Consider the following 14,075-nt stretch of genomic DNA (forward strand, 5'->3'; position numbering starts at 1 on the left):
AGGGTGCGGGAGAGTTCGCGGAGGCCGCAGTCTATTGGCCGACTGCGGCGTCTGCCCGGCGCAACGTTGTGCGCGCCACAGCGCATGTCAGCTCCGCGGCGGACTCCGCGGTGGCGCGTCGCGGTCGACGAAGGCTACGCCTTGATGAGGCGCAAGGCTTCGCGAAAGCGCTCGTGCCTGGCGTTGCGCAGCCATTCGAAGGCCACCATCTCGACCGTGGCCGGTTGTGCGCCGGCCTGGCTTAGCCTTGACACCGCGGTTTCCTGGTCGATCCGCTTGCGGGAGCCGATGGCGTCGACGAGCAAGGTCACGTCATAGCCGTGGTGCAGCAGGCCGAATGTGGTCTGCAGTACGCAGACGTGGGCTTCGCAGCCGGCCACGATGATCCGCCTGCGGCCGGCCGGCAAGGCGGCAAGCAGGCCACCGGCGCAAGCATCGAAGCTGTCCTTGGCGATGGTGCTGCCGCACAGCGCTTTGGCTTCGCCCACGTTTTCCCCCAGGCTGCCGGGGCTTTGCTCCGTTCCGATCACGGGCACGCCCAGCAGCCGCGCCATGCTGGCCAGGCGCACGCTCTCCCGGATCACGCGAGCGCCGTCCTGGATGGCCGGCATCAGCCGCGCCTGCAGGTCGACCAGGACCAGTACCGAATCGTCGGCATCGTGCAGCATCGTCGAATTCCTCCCTCACATGTTCATTGGCGCCGGCATTGGTGCTTGCCGACGGCTTCGCGCCATCTCCCGGCGCGCGGACCTTGCATAAGGCTGCCAGCGGCGCCGGCGCATGGCAAGGCTGGCATCCGCTGCGCCGCGTTAGACTTGAGCCCTTTGAAGCCACGCAAGGAATCGTCTTTTCATGAGCCTGCAATCCGTCAGCGCCTTTCTGGCCAAGCATGCCCCCGAGATCCGGATCGTCGAGAAGGAGACGAGCACCGCCACGGTAGCCGAGGCCGCAACGGCCCACGGCGTGGAGCCCGCACAGATCGCCAAGACCTTGTCGCTCTGGCTGAAGGACGAGGTCGTCCTGCTGGTGATGGGGGGCGACACCCGCATCGACAACCGCAAATACAAGGATCACTTCGGTGGCAAGGCCAAGATGCTGAATGCGGAAGATGTGCAGACATGGACCGGTCACCCGGTGGGAGGCGTGTGTCCGTTCGGCTTGCCGCAGGACCTGAGGGTCTATGCCGATGTCTCGCTCAAGAAGTTCGACGAGGTATTGCCTGCGGCAGGCGCCACCAACGCCGCCATTCGCATTGCGCCGGAGTATCTCGCGCAGCTGGTCAAGGCCGAGTGGGTCGACGTGGCGCAGGTGCCGGCCTGACAGCGTCCACGCTAGGTCTCGTCTAGCGGTCGCTTCCTGCCGCTGAGCATGGCGGCGATGAGGTTTTCCCGATGGAGCGCGCTCATGGCAAGCGCGGCGATCGTGTGGATGATGACGAGGACCAGCAAGGTATGGGCCAGCAGGCCGTGCAGATCGAGCGGCCAGTCCTCGCCCCACAGCGAGTCGAGCCGGGAAATCCAGCCGGTTACCGCGAGCGCGAGGATCAGCGCCCACAGGGCGACCATCATCAAGGCGCCGAGCGGCGTATGGCTCAGGTAGCGTGGCGCGCGCCCTGCCAGCAGGGCCTTGGTGTAGGTGAAGACCTCGGCAGGCGATGGCATCCAGGTGGAGAACCTGGCCGGACGGCTGCCGACGATGCCCCAGAACAGCCGGAACAGCACCAGCCCGGCGGCCGTGTAGCCCAGGGTACGGTGCAGCGGCCCGCCGGAGCTTTCCACCAGGTCCCACAGCACCAGCGCGGCGACGCTCCAGTGCGTCAGCCGGACGGCGGCGTCCCAGACGCGGATCGGCGCGGCGCTGCTACTGGTCTGCATAGTGCGGGCGGTGCTGCTTACTTCTCGATTACTTCTCGATCTCGGACTTGACCACGTCGAGCGTCTTGGTGTCGTAGTAGATCTCGGCCTTCTTGCCTTCCTTGGTGGTGCCGTAGATTTCGTAGCAGTTGCCGTCGACCTTGAACTTCTTGATGTTGTAGCCCTGCGCTTCGATCTTGGCCTTGGCATCGGCCTCCGTCATCCATTCGGATTTCGGATGCGCCGCGCACTTGGCGCTGGCAAAGGCGCCGGTGGAAATCAGGCCGGCAAGGGCAAACAGGGCAATTCGCAGCATGGTGGTCTCCCGATTGAATGAATGTGGGAGGCTAATGTAATCGATAACTATTTGCAATAAGAGATTGGGCGGGTCGCCAATCCGGCGCCAATCGCCTCCGCGCCGTTCGCCCGCTTGCGGCCGGTCAGCCCGCTGCGCGCAAGGCCGCGTTGAGCCGATCCACCACCTCCGCCCAATCGGCGTCTTCCAGGATCTCGTCGCGCAGCAGCGAGGCCTGGGCCGGCGTCCAGAACGGGGCGTCGGCGAGGTCGATGTCCGCGGGCAGCGGTGAATGGGCGGCAAGGAAGTCGCGGATACCGCGTTCGTCGGATGGCAGGCCCAATTGCTTGAACAATTCGGAGAAGCGGTGGAATGAGGCGTCCATGGTCAGCGTCCCTTGGCCGCGGCGTGGCCGGTGCAAGCGGGGGCATCGTGGTTGGCGCTGCGGCCGGTTCCGCGGTCCGAAACGGCAGGCGATGTGCAGGAACTATAGTCGATGGCGAGGGCCTTGAAGCCGGGGGAGTGCTGCGCCATCAAGGCCGCTCCGCCGGGAAGCAGTCGCCGCGCTGCTGGTGCGGCCCTACATCGGCGGCGTCACGCCATTCTTGCCAACAGAAATGGTGCGGGCGGTCAGCCCACCATCGGCGGCCCGGTTCGCGAACAGCACCACGTGCGCACCCCGGACCAGCAGGCTGCGGTCACCGGGTTCCAAGTCGACGATCGGCACGCCGTCGGGAATCACGACGTGCTGCTCGCCGTCCCGGTAGCGGACAGTAATGGTGTGGCCCTGGCTGGCCACCACGCGGCCAACGCGGCTCACGCTGGTGACGGTGCCGTTGGTCATCGTGCTGCCCGGCGCCAGGTCCCAGTTGCGATGTCCCTCACCGCTGCCACGCAGGCTGGGCGCGAATATATGGACCTCGAGCGCCCTCAGCGTGCCATCCGCCTGCGGCTGGGCGGCCGTCCCGATATAGCTGCCGGGCCGGATCGCGTCCACGCTGGACTGCGACACGGCGCGCACCGCGGTGTCGGGTGTGAGTTTCACCTCCATCGGCTGCCCGCTGCGCGTTATGACCTCCAGCGTGTCTCCCGCCAGCGCGGTCACGATGCCACGCACGCTGGCGGACGTGGCCGCGCCCTGCGCCAGGCAGGCGAGCGGCGCGAACAGGACGGCCGCGCCGAGGATGGCGGACCTGCAAGCCGCGCCGAAGCCGGAGTGGGGGGAGAGAAGAGAGGGACGTGGCATGGCGAGGCTCCGAATCGGGTTGAGCGGAAAAGCCGCCGGGCACGTATGGTCAGGGCGGGGGCCCTTCAGGCGGGTCGGGCGCAGGGTTCCCGGTGGCCGGGACGAACTCCGCGCGAATCTTCATGTGCACGTCGTCGCCGATCAATGGGCGCCACGACGACAGGCCGAAGGCAGCGCGGCTGAAATGTCCTTCGGCGTAGAAGGCGAGCGGGGCGGCGCCTGGCTCCGGGGGGCCGTCGACCTGGCCCAGCGTGACGTCCAGGACGACCCGCCGCGTGACACCGTGCAAGGTCAGGTTGCCGACCAGGAGGCCGCCGGCGTCGCTGGTGCGTTCGAACTGCGTGCTGACAAAGCGGATATCCGGGTAGCGCGCGACGTCCAGCAGACCGCCTCCCTTGGCAATGCTCGCGGCCAGCGGCGAAGTGCCATCGATGCTGGCGGCGTCGATCGTGACGATGACGCGGCCCGTTTCGCCGATGTCGGGGCGCTGTTCGAGGTGGGCGTTCCAGCGATGGAAGCGCATGATCAGGTGCGGATACACGACGCTGGCGAGGGTGAATGTCACGCTGGAGTGGCGCGGCTCCAGCCGATACTGCGCGGGCGGGCCGCCATCGTCCGCGGCCTGGGCCGCGCAGGCCACGGCGCAGAGCCACGCCAGCGCCGCGGCACGGCACCATAGCGGTGGAAGGAAGAGGAAGCGCGGGCCAGCGCGGCGCCGGGCGTGTCGTTCCAAGGATGACCGTCCTTGTGGCTGCGGTGCGGCACCTGCTGGGTGCCAGGCCGCCACGGGGAGATGTTCTATCCCAGTGTAAACAACGACGTAGGCAACGACGGCGCCTCGTTCATATCCGCGTGTGCCGGCGGCGCGCCGTCAGTGCGCGGGCACACGTTCGGCTAGAATCCCTTCCTGCGGCTCGAGCGGGGTTGGCGGGATGCCATCCCGCGCCCCCAAGAGCGCGGTTTCACCAAGGACGGAAAATGGACACGGAAAGGCAATTGGCGACGCTGGACGAGGATGGCTGGGAACTGGACGATGCAGAGTCCATTGCCGCGGCTCATCCCGACACCTTCTGGATTCCGCCGCGCGAACGCCGCGACGCCCTGCAGCCGGGTGAGCAGATCAAGCTGATCTTCCGCATCCTCACCGCCGACGAGGCGGACCAGGAAGAGGTCAACGTCGAACGGATGTGGGTTGTCGTGACCGGCCGCGAGGGCGCTTATTACACCGGCGAACTGGACAACCAGCCACTGTGCACCGACGAGATCAACCCGGGCATGCCGCTCTGCTTCGAGGCGCGCCACGTGATCAACATCCACGGCGCCGATGAGCCTGACGAGACGGACCGCGGGCAGGAGCAGGCGGGCGACGCGGAAGGCAGCTGATCCGCGCTCGGCACCCGCCGGGCGCGGGTGCCCTAAGTGCGAGGGCTAGGGGCCTTCGCAGACGATTGCCGTCAGGAGCGGCGCAGCGTGCTCCACGCTGGCCTTGCTGCCTGCCGCCGCGAGCGACTTCTTGACCGACTCCATGCCGGCCACGACCACCGCGCCGTAGATCGGTTTGTCCGCCGGCGTGCCTTTGCCCGGCTTGAACTGCGCGTCGCCGCGCTGATAGCCGAAGACCGCAAACACATCGTGATCGAACGCGGTGAGCCTGACGTCATGTGCAGGCCAGAAGGCATTGACCGAGTTGGCCTCGATATGCATGGGACTGGTCTCGATGAGGTGCTGCGCGCGCAACATCGAGAAGAACTGGTGGGGAGAGTCGCCGCAAGACAGCGAAGAGTCGAGTGGTGTTGCGTGGGCAAGTGCCGGAACGGCCACCAGCAACGCACCAAGAACTGAGAGTTTCATGGGGCGACACTTTACCCGACCTGATGAGCGGGCTGCCGTGCATCGGGATGGCGCTTCGTGCATGTGGCCCGTCGGCGGGCCGCCGTCCTTGCAAGAGGGCGAGGCCGGCCCTGGACCAAGTGTGGCTGCAGCGGGCTGGCCCGCTGGTCCCGCGATGATCAGCGGGTAATTCAGCGGGTAATCGGCGTGGCAGGCGTGGCAGGCTCGGCCGGATCGGTGGCGGCGTCGATGCCCCAGTCGCCGAAGGTGAACCAGTCCTCCCCGAGCAGCTCAGCCGGGTGCTGTGTGCGGCTGGAGCCGTTGCCACAGCCCATCGAATCGACGGAACAATACTTGTCGCAGCCCCAGCAGATGCGCTCGGGGTGCGTGGGATGCAGAGGAAATCGCTTTGCCATGGATGCGGCCGGCGCCCGGATCGGTTGTCGGCGCGCCGGTTTCATCCGGCCGCCTGTGGGAACTGGCCGATTCCACTATAGGCCGGGCCGGATCGCGCCGATTTGACGCGGCGCAAACCGGCCCCTTGTAGGCCTCCAGGCGCGGGCAGCCGCACCCCTATCCCGCGCATCTACCAGGCCAGGTCATTCCTGCAGGGAGCGGGCGAGGGCGCGCAGCAGCGCGGCACCGTCCCCGCGCCACGCACTGCCGTGCATGCACGCCAAGGTGGTCGGCCGCAAGGCCGCCAGCCGCTCCAGCATGGCATCGGCGTGCGTGGTGTGCGAGAAGTAATCCATTTGATGCCGGAAGGCTTCGCTGGGCCCGAGTATGTCGGACTCGGTCAGCGGAGGCAGTTGTGCGCCGGGCTGGGTGAACAGATCGCTGCACAGCAGCGTGCCGGTCAGCTCCTCCATCAGGAAGCCGCAATCCCAGCCATGCGGCAGATGGGGCGCGGCCAGCCAGCGCACCGTGTGCTGGCCGAGCCAGACCGCCTCGCCGTCTTCCAGCGCACGGGGGGGGCGATCGGCCAGATCATTGACAGAGACCATAGCGGCGATGGTGCCGCACAGCGGCAGCGCCTGGGGTGCCGCCGCCAGCCATTCATTGAGGGCGCCGCACTCGTCGGCTTCCACGTGCGAGAAGGCGATATGGCGCAGCCGTTCGGGCGGCATCACGCTGGCCACCGCCTCGCGCACGAGCGGAAACAGCTTGCGCGGGCCGGTGTGGAACAGCAGCGGCTCCTCGTCGGCGATCAGGAACTGGTTGAAGGAGAAGCCCTCGGGGCCGCCCGCGATCATGACCGGCGTGCTGATGCGGTAGATCCCGTCAGCGATTTCGTGCACGTTGGTGCCGGACTGTGGATTGGTGATTGTCATTGGGGTATCTCCTCCTGTCTGCCGCCATCGGCGGCACGGTTGGCTCGGCCGGTGCGCGCTGGCATGGGTGTGCGCCCGGGCGTGCAACCATTCTAGGATCGTGGTGGCGGCCATGTGGGAAGCCGCGCGGGATGCAGCACGGAATGCCGCATCGGCGGCGGGCGGCCGATGCACGGTTCAAGCGGCCGACGCACGGCTCAGGGCAGGAACAGGCCGTGCCGGGCCGCTGCCGCCAGGTCGCGCGCCGCCTGTTCCATCGGTGCGCGCGCCAGCGCCAGGGCGCTGTCCAGTGCGGCGGCCAGCTCGCTGACGGCCACCACGCCGGGCGCCCCGTCCGCGTCCCAGGTGGCGGCGAACGCCGCTTGTTTGCTTGTCTCGGGTGCCTGGCCGGGGTGCGCCAGGTTCAGGCGGGGCAGGGCAAAGGCCATGGCCACGATGCGCCCGTGCAGGCTGCTGCCGGCAAAGCCGCGCGCATGGGCGATCAGGGCACAGATATCCCAGATGTTCAGGGAGCGGAACAGCAAGGGCGGCACGGCCATGCGTTGTGCCAGCCGTTCGTAGACGCGCATTTCGTCATGCCAGGGCGCGGCGCCCGCGCGGAACAGCACCACGTCACAGCCTGACGACCGCCTGGCCCGCTCGAGCTGGGCGGCGATGGTGTCGAGCGTGGCGTCGTCGCCGAAGTCGGCGCTGAACTGCACCGCCACATAGCCTCGGGCAAGCGCCGCCAGCAGCCGGGCCGCTTCACCGTGGCGGGCGCGATGGCGGATGCGCGTGGCGAACAGGGCGGCCACCATCACGGCCGGATCGGGCACCAGCCGGGCCGCGATGCCGTTGGCCGCCAGTATCTGCCGGGTTCGCACATCGCGCACGCTGACGTGGGCGGCGGCCCGCAGCTTGCCCAGCACTTCGGCGCGCAGGCCGGCATCGCGCCGGTCCAGGTCGACCCCGCCGACCGCGTGGTAGACGATGGGCATGGTCTCGGGAAACAACGCCGGCGCCGCGGTGTAGGGGGCCAGCGCGTCGGTGCCGAGCTGCGCGCGCGCCCAGGCCTGCCGTTCGCGCGGCCGCAGGCCGAAATGCGTGGCCGCGATGCCTGCCTGGCCCGCCGGCAGCAGCATTACCGCGGCTTCCCATGCCTCGCAGCAGAGAATCTCACCGCCCACGTGGATCAGGCTGGCCGCACGCAGTTCCGGCTGGGAGGCCAGCCGCGCCAACGCGCTGACGCGGTGGCCGCCCAATGAGGTCAGGTCGCGCTCGGCCAGGCCGGCATAGCGCAACGGCCGCCCCGGCAACTGCCGCGCCAGGACGTGGGGCAGCAGCATGTCGCCGAAGTTATGGCGGTCAAAGGCACCGAACAGGATATCGGGCGCGCGGCCCGGGTGGGTGCTGGGCACGTGGCGTGATTGCCGTGGATCTGGCCACAGCATACGCGCCGCGCGACCGGTGTGCGATGCCGCGGCTGGCGACACCCGGGGCCTCTACAATGTTCGCTTCCCGGCCCCGCGCCGCTCAACGAGGAATGTCCATGACCGCGCATGTGGAGCACAGCTACCGGGAGTGGCAGTGACCCGGCCCGCTGTAACGCGGGATGGCGTACAGGCCATGCAGGTCGACGCCGCGCAGGACGGCACCGCGCACACGGCGCGACCGTCCCCTGTGCAGCGCGCACTGGGAATCCTGCGCGCGCTGTCCGATCCACAGGTGCGACGGCTCTCTGACGTGGCGCGTGCCACCGGACTGGACCCTGCCACCGCCTCCCGCCTGCTCGACATGCTGGTGCGGGAGGGCTTCGCCACACGCGATGACAAGCGGCGCTACGGCATCGGGCCGGAGATCTTCCAGCTCGCCGACGTGGCGCAGCGCCGTGTCGACCTGCGCGAGCTGGCGCGGCCAAGCCTGCAGCGGCTGGTGGAAGAATTCGAAGATACCGCCATTCTGACCGAGGCAAGCCGCGGAGAGTCTGTGTGTTCGGACATCGAGCTTGGCACCTTTCCCATCCGCGCCAACTATGTGGAGATCGGCACGCGCCGCCCGCTCGGCGTCGGCGCAGGCAGCTTGGCGGTACTGGCCTGGCTGCCCGCGGCAGAACGCGCGCGGCGGCTGCAGCAGGGCGCGCGCAAGCTGGCCGCCTATCCGCGCCTGACACCGGATCGCATCGCCGGGGAGATCGATGCCGCCCGCGCGCGGGGGCATGTCCTCTTCCTGGATTGGGTGGTGGAGCAGATGGGCGGCATTGCCGTGCCGCTGCTCGACTACGAAGGCAGGCCGCTCGGCGCGCTCAGCATCGCCGCGCTCAGCGAACGCATCCGCACGCGCGAGGCGCGCCTGGCGAGGCGGCTCAAGGAAGAGGCGCGGCGCATCACCAGCGCCTGGACGCGCCGCGCCGGGCCGCGCTAGCCGGCCGGCCCCCGCAGCAGCGGCGCCAGCGCGTCCGGGATTTCCACCTCGAAACGCAGCACCGCGCTGGCCAGCGCCTTACCGTAGTTGTCCAGTGCCAGGCTGCGCGACACGCCGCCGCCCAGCGCGCCCTCGGCGACGAAGTTCAGCACCTGCAGGCCGTCGACCTCGTGGCGTGTCACTGTGCCGGTGATCAGGCCGCCATAGAGTGCCTTGAAGGCTGCCGCGGTGAGCTGCGCCTTGATGTGCGGATAGAAGGCCGGATCGTAGGCCATCACGGCAGTGTTGGAGGTATTGCCTTTGTCGCCCGAGCGGGTGTGCGCCAGGCGCCGGAGTGCGACGCGCATGATTGGCCTCAGAGATAGTGGATCCGGGATGTGATCAACGTACGTGGCACCAGGGCGGACCATACGCCGATGATCTCGCGCGTGCGGTCCTGGTGCGGCACGCGCTTGCCGGTGGAGGCGAGGCCGCAGACCGCCATGCTGTCGATCTCGCGGCCGATCTTGGCCGCCTCCTCGCGCGTCTTCGTGCGTGCGGCCACGCGCACGGCGATCTCGTTGGGCTCGCAGGCCGGCGGCGGTGAAGCCGCGCCGTGGATCGCGTTGACGCCAAGGAAGTCGATGCGCAGTTCCTCCGCCTGCAGTCCGGCCATGGCGAAGCGGTGCTCCAGGATGGTCTTGGCCAGCCTGGCCTTGTCCAGGCAGCCGGGGCCGGCGTAGAAGAACATGTCTTCGCCGATATGGCCCTCGGTGCAGCCCAGCGAGACCTTCAGCGTATCGGTGCGCGGGCTGCCGCCCACGCCGCTGATGCGCACGCGGTCCGGCCCGACCTGCTCCAGCACGGCGCTGGAGAAGTCCACCACCACGTCGGGCGTGATGTAGCGGCGCGGATCGTGCACCTCGTAGAACATCTGTTCCTTGACCGTCTGCAGGTCGATGCGCCCCCCGGTGCCGTCCACCTTGCCGATCACGGCGCTGCCATCTGCCTCGACCTCGGCGATGGGAAAGGCCAGGTTCCAGGGTTCGGGGACGTCCTTGTAGCCGGGGTCGCCGAAGTAGCCGCCGCTGACTTGCGCGCCGCATTCGAGCAGGTGGCCGATGGCGCTGCCGCGCGCCAGCAGCGCGGTGTCGTCGGGGCGCCAGCCGAAGTGATGCATCATCGGGGCCAGGAACAGCGAGGGATCCGCCACGCGGCCGGTGACGACGATCTGCGCGCCGGCACGCAACGCCGCCACGATGGGCTCGGCGCCTTCATAGGGCTCGGCGCTGATCAGCGTGCCGCGCAGGCTGGATACCGGCGCACCGCTCTCCAGCAGCGTCAGCGCCATGTCGCAGATGTCGCCGGTCAGGTCCGTGGTGGTGATCGCTGCGATCTTCACACCGGGCAGGCCGAGTTCCTCGCATAGCTGCGCGATGCGCCGTGCCGCGCCAAGCGGGTTGATCCAGCCCTGGTTGGAGATGATGCGCGTGCCGTTGGCGATGCAAGGCGGCAGCACCGCGCGCATGCGCTCGTCCAGGTAGCTGTCGTAGCCGGGAAAGGACGGGTCGCGCCGCTTGCGCACCTGGGCTGCGGAGACCGTGGCCTCCGCCATGGTCTCGAAGCACAGGTAGTCCAGCTTGCCGTGCCGCGCGCTGAGCGCGGCGGGTTCGACTCTGTCGCCCCACCAGCCCGAGCCGGAGCCGATGCGCAGCGTATTGGAGGGTGTCATGGTCATGATCTGTCGTTGCGGTCAGAAGGGCGCGGCGCGCTCACTGTGCCTGGATGCCGGCCTGCCGGATCACGGCGGACCACTTGGTGGTGTCGGCCCGGATGACCGCAGCGAAGGCCGCAGGAGCATCGCCGCCGGGTTCGGCGCCGAGCTGCTCGATGCGCTGGCGCACCTCGGGCTGCGCCAGCGCCTTGGCCACTGCCTGCTGCAGCTTGTTGATGCGGTCGGCGGGCGTGCCCGCCGGCGCCAGCAGGCCGAACCACGAGTTGACCTCATAGCCGGGCAGGCCGGACTCGCGCACAGTCGGCACCTTGGGCAGGATCGGGGAGCGCTGCTTGCCGGTGACCGCCAGCGCTTTGACCTTGCCCGACTGGATCTGCGCCAGCGCCGAAGGCAGGTTGTCGAACATCAGGTTGACCTGGCCCGCGAGCAGGTCGGTCATGGCGGGCGCGGCGCCCTTGTAAGGCACGTGCTGCATCTTGATGCCGGCCATGCTGTCGAGCAGTTCCCCGGACAGGTGCGGCGAGCCGCCGGTGCTGGTGGATGCGTAGTTGATCTTGCCGGGTTCGCGCTTGGCCAGTGCGATCACATCGGCCACCGACGACACCGGCAAGGTCGCATTGGTCATCAGCACGTTGGGCGAGTTGGCCACCAGCGTCACCGGCGCGAAATCGCGCGCGCTGTCGTACGGCATGCGCGCATAGATGAACTGGTTGGTGACCTGCGTGCCCAGCGTGCCCATCAGCAGCGTGTAGCCGTCGGGCGCGGCCTTGGCGACCGCGTCGGCGCCGATGTTACCGCCCGCGCCGGGCCGGTTGTCGACCACCACGGGCTGGCCCAGCGCATCGCTCAGCTTCTGGCCCACCACGCGGGCGAGGATGTCGGTCGTGCCGCCCGGCGTGAACGGTACCACCAGCCGGAGCGGCTTGTCGGGGAAGCTCGCTGCGCCGCTCGCGGCGGCGCCGGTGAGCGGGATCAGGGCGAGCGCGGCCAGCAGCGCGGATGCGCGGCGCGGGGTGTTGTGCATGCTTGTCTCCTTGCCGGGGATGTGTCGCCGCGCGGTCGCGCGGCGCACCCGTTCTGTTTCGTTTGCTGAAACTGTTATCGGCAGATGGTAGGCAGAGTCCTTTCTTCAGGTCAAAGAAAGTCCAAATCTTTTCACTGAATGAAAAGTTTGATGGCCGCCGGAACGGTGACGGCGGCGTCGCCGCCAGGACAGCCAGGAACTATCAGCGTCGGTGTGGCACCGGGTGACGGAGGAGCGCGCGCTCAAGGCCGCGCCAAAAGGGCCGCGCGGCCGGCCGCGACGTGGTGGATTTGATGGCGCCCTATCGCCCCTGTCGCCAGCGCCGGCTGCGCATGAGGCATGCGCGCCGGCAAGTCATCGGGATGGGCGGCTGAGGCGGCGGCCGTTCGGGGCCGGGACTCCGGCTCAGTAACCGTAACCGGCGGGCCCGGCGTAATAGCCAGTCGGCTGCGGTGCGCAGGGGACATAGGCGCGGCTGTAACCGTTGTAGCAATAGCCCGGGGGCACTTGTGGCGCGGCATAGGCGACCGGCGCCGGGGGCGGCGCATAGGCTGGCGCGTAGGCAGGTGCATAGGCCGGTGCGTAGGCTACCGGCGCGGGCGCCACCACGGCGGGCGCGGCGACGGCGGCGCCCACCGCGAGGCCTACTAGTGCGCCCACTGCGAGCGCAACGCCGGCGGACGAGCCCCCGCCGTGATAGCGGTCATGCGCCGACGCGGGGCCGGCTGCCAGCAGCGCCGTGCAGACCAGGGCGGCGGCGGTGATGCGGAGCGGGTTGCGCATGGCTGACTCCTTGCAGTGCGGTGGGGCGATGACTGCATGATGGCTCAGGAATGCACAGAAAGGTGTTTCCGCCGCGTGAGCAGGTGTAAGCCTTGTAACCGCTGCCTAGCACGCGACTAGCCCCGCGGACAGGCTGACATAGGGGGCGACGCGGGGAGGGCTTCAGCGTTGGGGATCGCGGCTGCGTTGCCAGCCGGACGCCAGGCCCGGCTGGGCGCCGCGCCGATCGCCGCCTTGCTCGTGCCAGCGGCCCAGCCACCAGCCCAGTGCCGCCCACACGAGCGCCAGCACCGCGCCGGTGACGGCCACCACCGCCGGATGGCCGGAGAGGGCGTCGATGGCGGTCTTGGCCCACGCGCTGACGGCATCGCCGGCACGGTAGATGGTGGTGTCGATGACGTTCTTGGCCTTGTACTTGGTCTCCGGGTCGACCACCGTGAACAGCATTTCGCGCCCCGGGCGCAGCAAGGCGTATTCGCCGACCCGCCGCAGGATCATCACGCAGGCGAGCACGCCGAAGGTCGGCCACCAGGCCAGCACGAGGAAGCCCGCGGCCACCGCCACCGGCACCACCGTCAGCAGCATGCCCACGCCATAGCGGCGTGCGATGCGCCCGGAGAAGAAGACCTGTACCGCGATGGTCAGCGCCTGCACGGTGGCGTCGATGGCGCTGAAGACCTGGGTTTGCTGCACGCGGCTGGGGAACGCCCGCGCCACCAGCCGGGCCTGCTCGAAGTAAAGGAAGGTGCTGGCCGTTGCCAGCAGGATCACGAACAGGCTGATGCCCAGCAGGTAGGGCGAGCGGGCCACCAGCGTCAGCCCGCTCCAGAGACCGCCGCCGATGGGGCGGGCCGGATCCTGCAACGAGACGTCGGCCTCCCCTTGCGGTACGGCAGCAGGCACGCCGGCGCCGGCACGCGCGCGCCAGCGGAACAGCCAGGCGGCGCCGGGCAGCGTGGCCGCCAGCAGGGCGGCGCACAGCAGCATCAGGCCGGTCAGGCCGACGCGCGCAACCAGCCAGCCTCCCAGCACCGGGCCCGCCAGCCCGCCGGCGCTGGCGCCCGCCGCCAGCAGGCCGAACAGCCGCTTGGCCTGTTCGGGGCGGAATACATCCGCCATCAGGCTCCACGCCACCGAGACCACGAACAGGTTGAATACCGACAGCCAGACGTAGAACACGCGCGCCAGCCAGATGCTGTTGGGCGCCAGCCGCGTGGCCAGCGCGAAGCCGAGCAGGTTGGCGACGAAGAAGGCGTAGACCCAGGGCACGAAGCGCCGCCGCGGCAGCCGCGCGCTGCACGCGCCGTACAGTGGGATGGCGGCCAGCATCACGACGAAGGTCGCGGTGAACAGCCACTGCAGGTTCTGCACGCCACCGGCGATGCCCATGGTTTCGCGCACTGGCCGCAGCATGAAATAGCCGGCGAACAGGCAGAAGAAGAACAGGAAGCCGGCGACCACCGCAGCGCCTTCACCCGGCGCGATGCCCAGGCCGCGCGGCGGCTGCGGTGGCGGCTGAGGTGGCGGCAGCGGGCCGGGCGGGCCGTCTGGTGCGCCGGCGCCGGTGGGTGAGGCGGGGTCTCGCATGGCGCGTGCCCG

The 14,075-nt window shown here is 69.1% G+C and carries 18 protein-coding genes; 3 read left to right on the top strand and 15 right to left on the bottom strand.

Translation table 11 applies throughout. The features are described 5' to 3' along the window. Positions 1-134: 134 nt before the first annotated feature. Positions 135-668 carry an isochorismatase family protein gene (locus tag AC1Z3O_RS25140; RefSeq protein WP_483518585.1) on the bottom strand — a complete coding sequence of 178 codons (534 nt, stop codon included), beginning with the start codon at positions 666-668 and terminating at the stop codon, positions 135-137. Positions 669-852: 184 nt separating this feature from the next. Between AC1Z3O_RS25140 and AC1Z3O_RS25145 the strand changes: the two genes are divergently transcribed. Then, positions 853-1,320 carry a YbaK/EbsC family protein gene (locus AC1Z3O_RS25145; protein ID WP_483518587.1) on the top strand — a complete coding sequence of 156 codons (468 nt, stop codon included), beginning with the start codon at positions 853-855 and terminating at the stop codon, positions 1,318-1,320. 11 nt (positions 1,321-1,331) lie between these two features. On the opposite strand, the gene AC1Z3O_RS25150 is transcribed toward AC1Z3O_RS25145, so the two are convergent. The 5 genes from AC1Z3O_RS25150 to AC1Z3O_RS25170 all read right to left on the bottom strand — a co-directional run bounded on the left by AC1Z3O_RS25150 (position 1,332) and on the right by AC1Z3O_RS25170 (position 4,127). Further along, positions 1,332-1,874: a cytochrome b/b6 domain-containing protein gene (locus AC1Z3O_RS25150; protein WP_483518589.1), complete on the bottom strand. Its 543-nt coding sequence runs from the start codon at positions 1,872-1,874 to the stop codon at positions 1,332-1,334. A 28-nt stretch (positions 1,875-1,902) separates the two neighbouring features. Further along, positions 1,903-2,169: a PepSY domain-containing protein gene (locus AC1Z3O_RS25155; RefSeq protein ID WP_483518591.1), complete on the bottom strand. Its 267-nt coding sequence runs from the start codon at positions 2,167-2,169 to the stop codon at positions 1,903-1,905. Between the two features lie 124 nt (positions 2,170-2,293). Continuing rightward, complete coding sequence (locus AC1Z3O_RS25160) at positions 2,294-2,533, bottom strand: DUF2789 domain-containing protein (protein ID WP_483518593.1); 240 nt, start codon at positions 2,531-2,533, stop codon at positions 2,294-2,296. 195 nt (positions 2,534-2,728) lie between these two features. Beyond that, positions 2,729-3,394 carry a hypothetical protein gene (locus tag AC1Z3O_RS25165; RefSeq protein ID WP_483518595.1) on the bottom strand — a complete coding sequence of 222 codons (666 nt, stop codon included), beginning with the start codon at positions 3,392-3,394 and terminating at the stop codon, positions 2,729-2,731. Positions 3,395-3,443: 49 nt separating this feature from the next. Beyond that, positions 3,444-4,127, bottom strand: a complete 684-nt coding sequence (locus AC1Z3O_RS25170) for a YceI family protein (RefSeq protein WP_483518597.1) — start codon at positions 4,125-4,127, stop codon at positions 3,444-3,446. A gap of 245 nt (positions 4,128-4,372) precedes the next feature. Here AC1Z3O_RS25170 and AC1Z3O_RS25175 point away from each other — a divergent pair, with 245 nt between their 5' ends. Then, on the top strand, positions 4,373-4,777 hold the full coding sequence (locus AC1Z3O_RS25175; protein ID WP_483518599.1) for a DUF2314 domain-containing protein: 405 nt from the start codon (positions 4,373-4,375) through the stop codon (positions 4,775-4,777). A gap of 45 nt (positions 4,778-4,822) precedes the next feature. On the opposite strand, the gene AC1Z3O_RS25180 is transcribed toward AC1Z3O_RS25175, so the two are convergent. The 4 genes from AC1Z3O_RS25180 to AC1Z3O_RS25195 form a co-directional block, all read right to left on the bottom strand. Further along, positions 4,823-5,245, bottom strand: coding sequence for a hypothetical protein (locus tag AC1Z3O_RS25180; RefSeq protein ID WP_483518601.1), 423 nt, complete (start codon positions 5,243-5,245; stop codon positions 4,823-4,825). A 170-nt stretch (positions 5,246-5,415) separates the two neighbouring features. Further along, entirely contained in the window at positions 5,416-5,640 is a 225-nt protein-coding gene (locus AC1Z3O_RS25185) for a DUF3079 domain-containing protein (RefSeq protein ID WP_483518603.1), read from the bottom strand. Between the two features lie 183 nt (positions 5,641-5,823). Then, positions 5,824-6,555 carry an oxygen-binding di-iron domain-containing protein gene (locus tag AC1Z3O_RS25190; RefSeq protein WP_483518605.1) on the bottom strand — a complete coding sequence of 244 codons (732 nt, stop codon included), beginning with the start codon at positions 6,553-6,555 and terminating at the stop codon, positions 5,824-5,826. A 197-nt stretch (positions 6,556-6,752) separates the two neighbouring features. Beyond that, positions 6,753-7,952: a polysaccharide pyruvyl transferase family protein gene (locus AC1Z3O_RS25195; protein ID WP_483518607.1), complete on the bottom strand. Its 1,200-nt coding sequence runs from the start codon at positions 7,950-7,952 to the stop codon at positions 6,753-6,755. A 208-nt stretch (positions 7,953-8,160) separates the two neighbouring features. Here AC1Z3O_RS25195 and AC1Z3O_RS25200 point away from each other — a divergent pair, with 208 nt between their 5' ends. Beyond that, positions 8,161-8,955 carry an IclR family transcriptional regulator gene (locus AC1Z3O_RS25200; protein WP_483518609.1) on the top strand — a complete coding sequence of 265 codons (795 nt, stop codon included), beginning with the start codon at positions 8,161-8,163 and terminating at the stop codon, positions 8,953-8,955. On the opposite strand, the gene AC1Z3O_RS25205 is transcribed toward AC1Z3O_RS25200, so the two are convergent. From AC1Z3O_RS25205 to AC1Z3O_RS25225, 5 genes are all read right to left on the bottom strand, one after another. Next, positions 8,952-9,302, bottom strand: coding sequence for an AtuA-related protein (locus tag AC1Z3O_RS25205; RefSeq protein ID WP_483518611.1), 351 nt, complete (start codon positions 9,300-9,302; stop codon positions 8,952-8,954). The genes AC1Z3O_RS25200 and AC1Z3O_RS25205 overlap by 4 nt on opposite strands. An 8-nt stretch (positions 9,303-9,310) precedes the next feature. Continuing rightward, entirely contained in the window at positions 9,311-10,666 is a 1,356-nt protein-coding gene (locus tag AC1Z3O_RS25210) for an acyclic terpene utilization AtuA family protein (RefSeq protein ID WP_483521974.1), read from the bottom strand. Positions 10,667-10,706: 40 nt separating this feature from the next. After that, on the bottom strand, positions 10,707-11,693 hold the full coding sequence (locus AC1Z3O_RS25215) for a Bug family tripartite tricarboxylate transporter substrate binding protein (RefSeq protein ID WP_483518613.1): 987 nt from the start codon (positions 11,691-11,693) through the stop codon (positions 10,707-10,709). 405 nt (positions 11,694-12,098) lie between these two features. Next, positions 12,099-12,476 (bottom strand): mechanosensitive ion channel protein MscS, encoded by a 378-nt coding sequence (locus tag AC1Z3O_RS25220; protein WP_483518615.1) that lies wholly within the window; start codon positions 12,474-12,476, stop codon positions 12,099-12,101. A 162-nt stretch (positions 12,477-12,638) separates the two neighbouring features. Continuing rightward, complete coding sequence (locus tag AC1Z3O_RS25225) at positions 12,639-14,063, bottom strand: NTP/NDP exchange transporter (RefSeq protein ID WP_483518617.1); 1,425 nt, start codon at positions 14,061-14,063, stop codon at positions 12,639-12,641. Between the last annotated feature and the right edge of the window lie 12 nt (positions 14,064-14,075).

The organism is Cupriavidus sp. 09_S30 (assembly GCF_056930435.1).

Excerpts from the sequence above, each read along its gene's own strand:
- AC1Z3O_RS25210 (WP_483521974.1), bottom strand. The coding sequence starts at position 10,666 with ATGACACCCTCCAATACGCTGCGCATCGGCTCCGGCTCGGGCTGGTGG.
- AC1Z3O_RS25140 (WP_483518585.1), bottom strand. The coding sequence starts at position 668 with ATGCTGCACGATGCCGACGATTCGGTACTGGTCCTGGTCGACCTGCAG.
- AC1Z3O_RS25150 (WP_483518589.1), bottom strand. The coding sequence starts at position 1,874 with ATGCAGACCAGTAGCAGCGCCGCGCCGATCCGCGTCTGGGACGCCGCC.
- AC1Z3O_RS25180 (WP_483518601.1), bottom strand. The coding sequence starts at position 5,245 with ATGAAACTCTCAGTTCTTGGTGCGTTGCTGGTGGCCGTTCCGGCACTT.
- AC1Z3O_RS25220 (WP_483518615.1), bottom strand. The coding sequence starts at position 12,476 with ATGCGCAACCCGCTCCGCATCACCGCCGCCGCCCTGGTCTGCACGGCG.
- AC1Z3O_RS25205 (WP_483518611.1), bottom strand. The coding sequence starts at position 9,302 with ATGCGCGTCGCACTCCGGCGCCTGGCGCACACCCGCTCGGGCGACAAA.
- AC1Z3O_RS25225 (WP_483518617.1), bottom strand. The coding sequence starts at position 14,063 with ATGCGAGACCCCGCCTCACCCACCGGCGCCGGCGCACCAGACGGCCCG.
- AC1Z3O_RS25200 (WP_483518609.1), top strand. The coding sequence starts at position 8,161 with ATGCAGGTCGACGCCGCGCAGGACGGCACCGCGCACACGGCGCGACCG.
- AC1Z3O_RS25190 (WP_483518605.1), bottom strand. The coding sequence starts at position 6,555 with ATGACAATCACCAATCCACAGTCCGGCACCAACGTGCACGAAATCGCT.
- AC1Z3O_RS25145 (WP_483518587.1), top strand. The coding sequence starts at position 853 with ATGAGCCTGCAATCCGTCAGCGCCTTTCTGGCCAAGCATGCCCCCGAG.
- AC1Z3O_RS25155 (WP_483518591.1), bottom strand. The coding sequence starts at position 2,169 with ATGCTGCGAATTGCCCTGTTTGCCCTTGCCGGCCTGATTTCCACCGGC.
- AC1Z3O_RS25185 (WP_483518603.1), bottom strand. The coding sequence starts at position 5,640 with ATGGCAAAGCGATTTCCTCTGCATCCCACGCACCCCGAGCGCATCTGC.
- AC1Z3O_RS25215 (WP_483518613.1), bottom strand. The coding sequence starts at position 11,693 with ATGCACAACACCCCGCGCCGCGCATCCGCGCTGCTGGCCGCGCTCGCC.
- AC1Z3O_RS25160 (WP_483518593.1), bottom strand. The coding sequence starts at position 2,533 with ATGGACGCCTCATTCCACCGCTTCTCCGAATTGTTCAAGCAATTGGGC.
- AC1Z3O_RS25175 (WP_483518599.1), top strand. The coding sequence starts at position 4,373 with ATGGACACGGAAAGGCAATTGGCGACGCTGGACGAGGATGGCTGGGAA.
- AC1Z3O_RS25165 (WP_483518595.1), bottom strand. The coding sequence starts at position 3,394 with ATGCCACGTCCCTCTCTTCTCTCCCCCCACTCCGGCTTCGGCGCGGCT.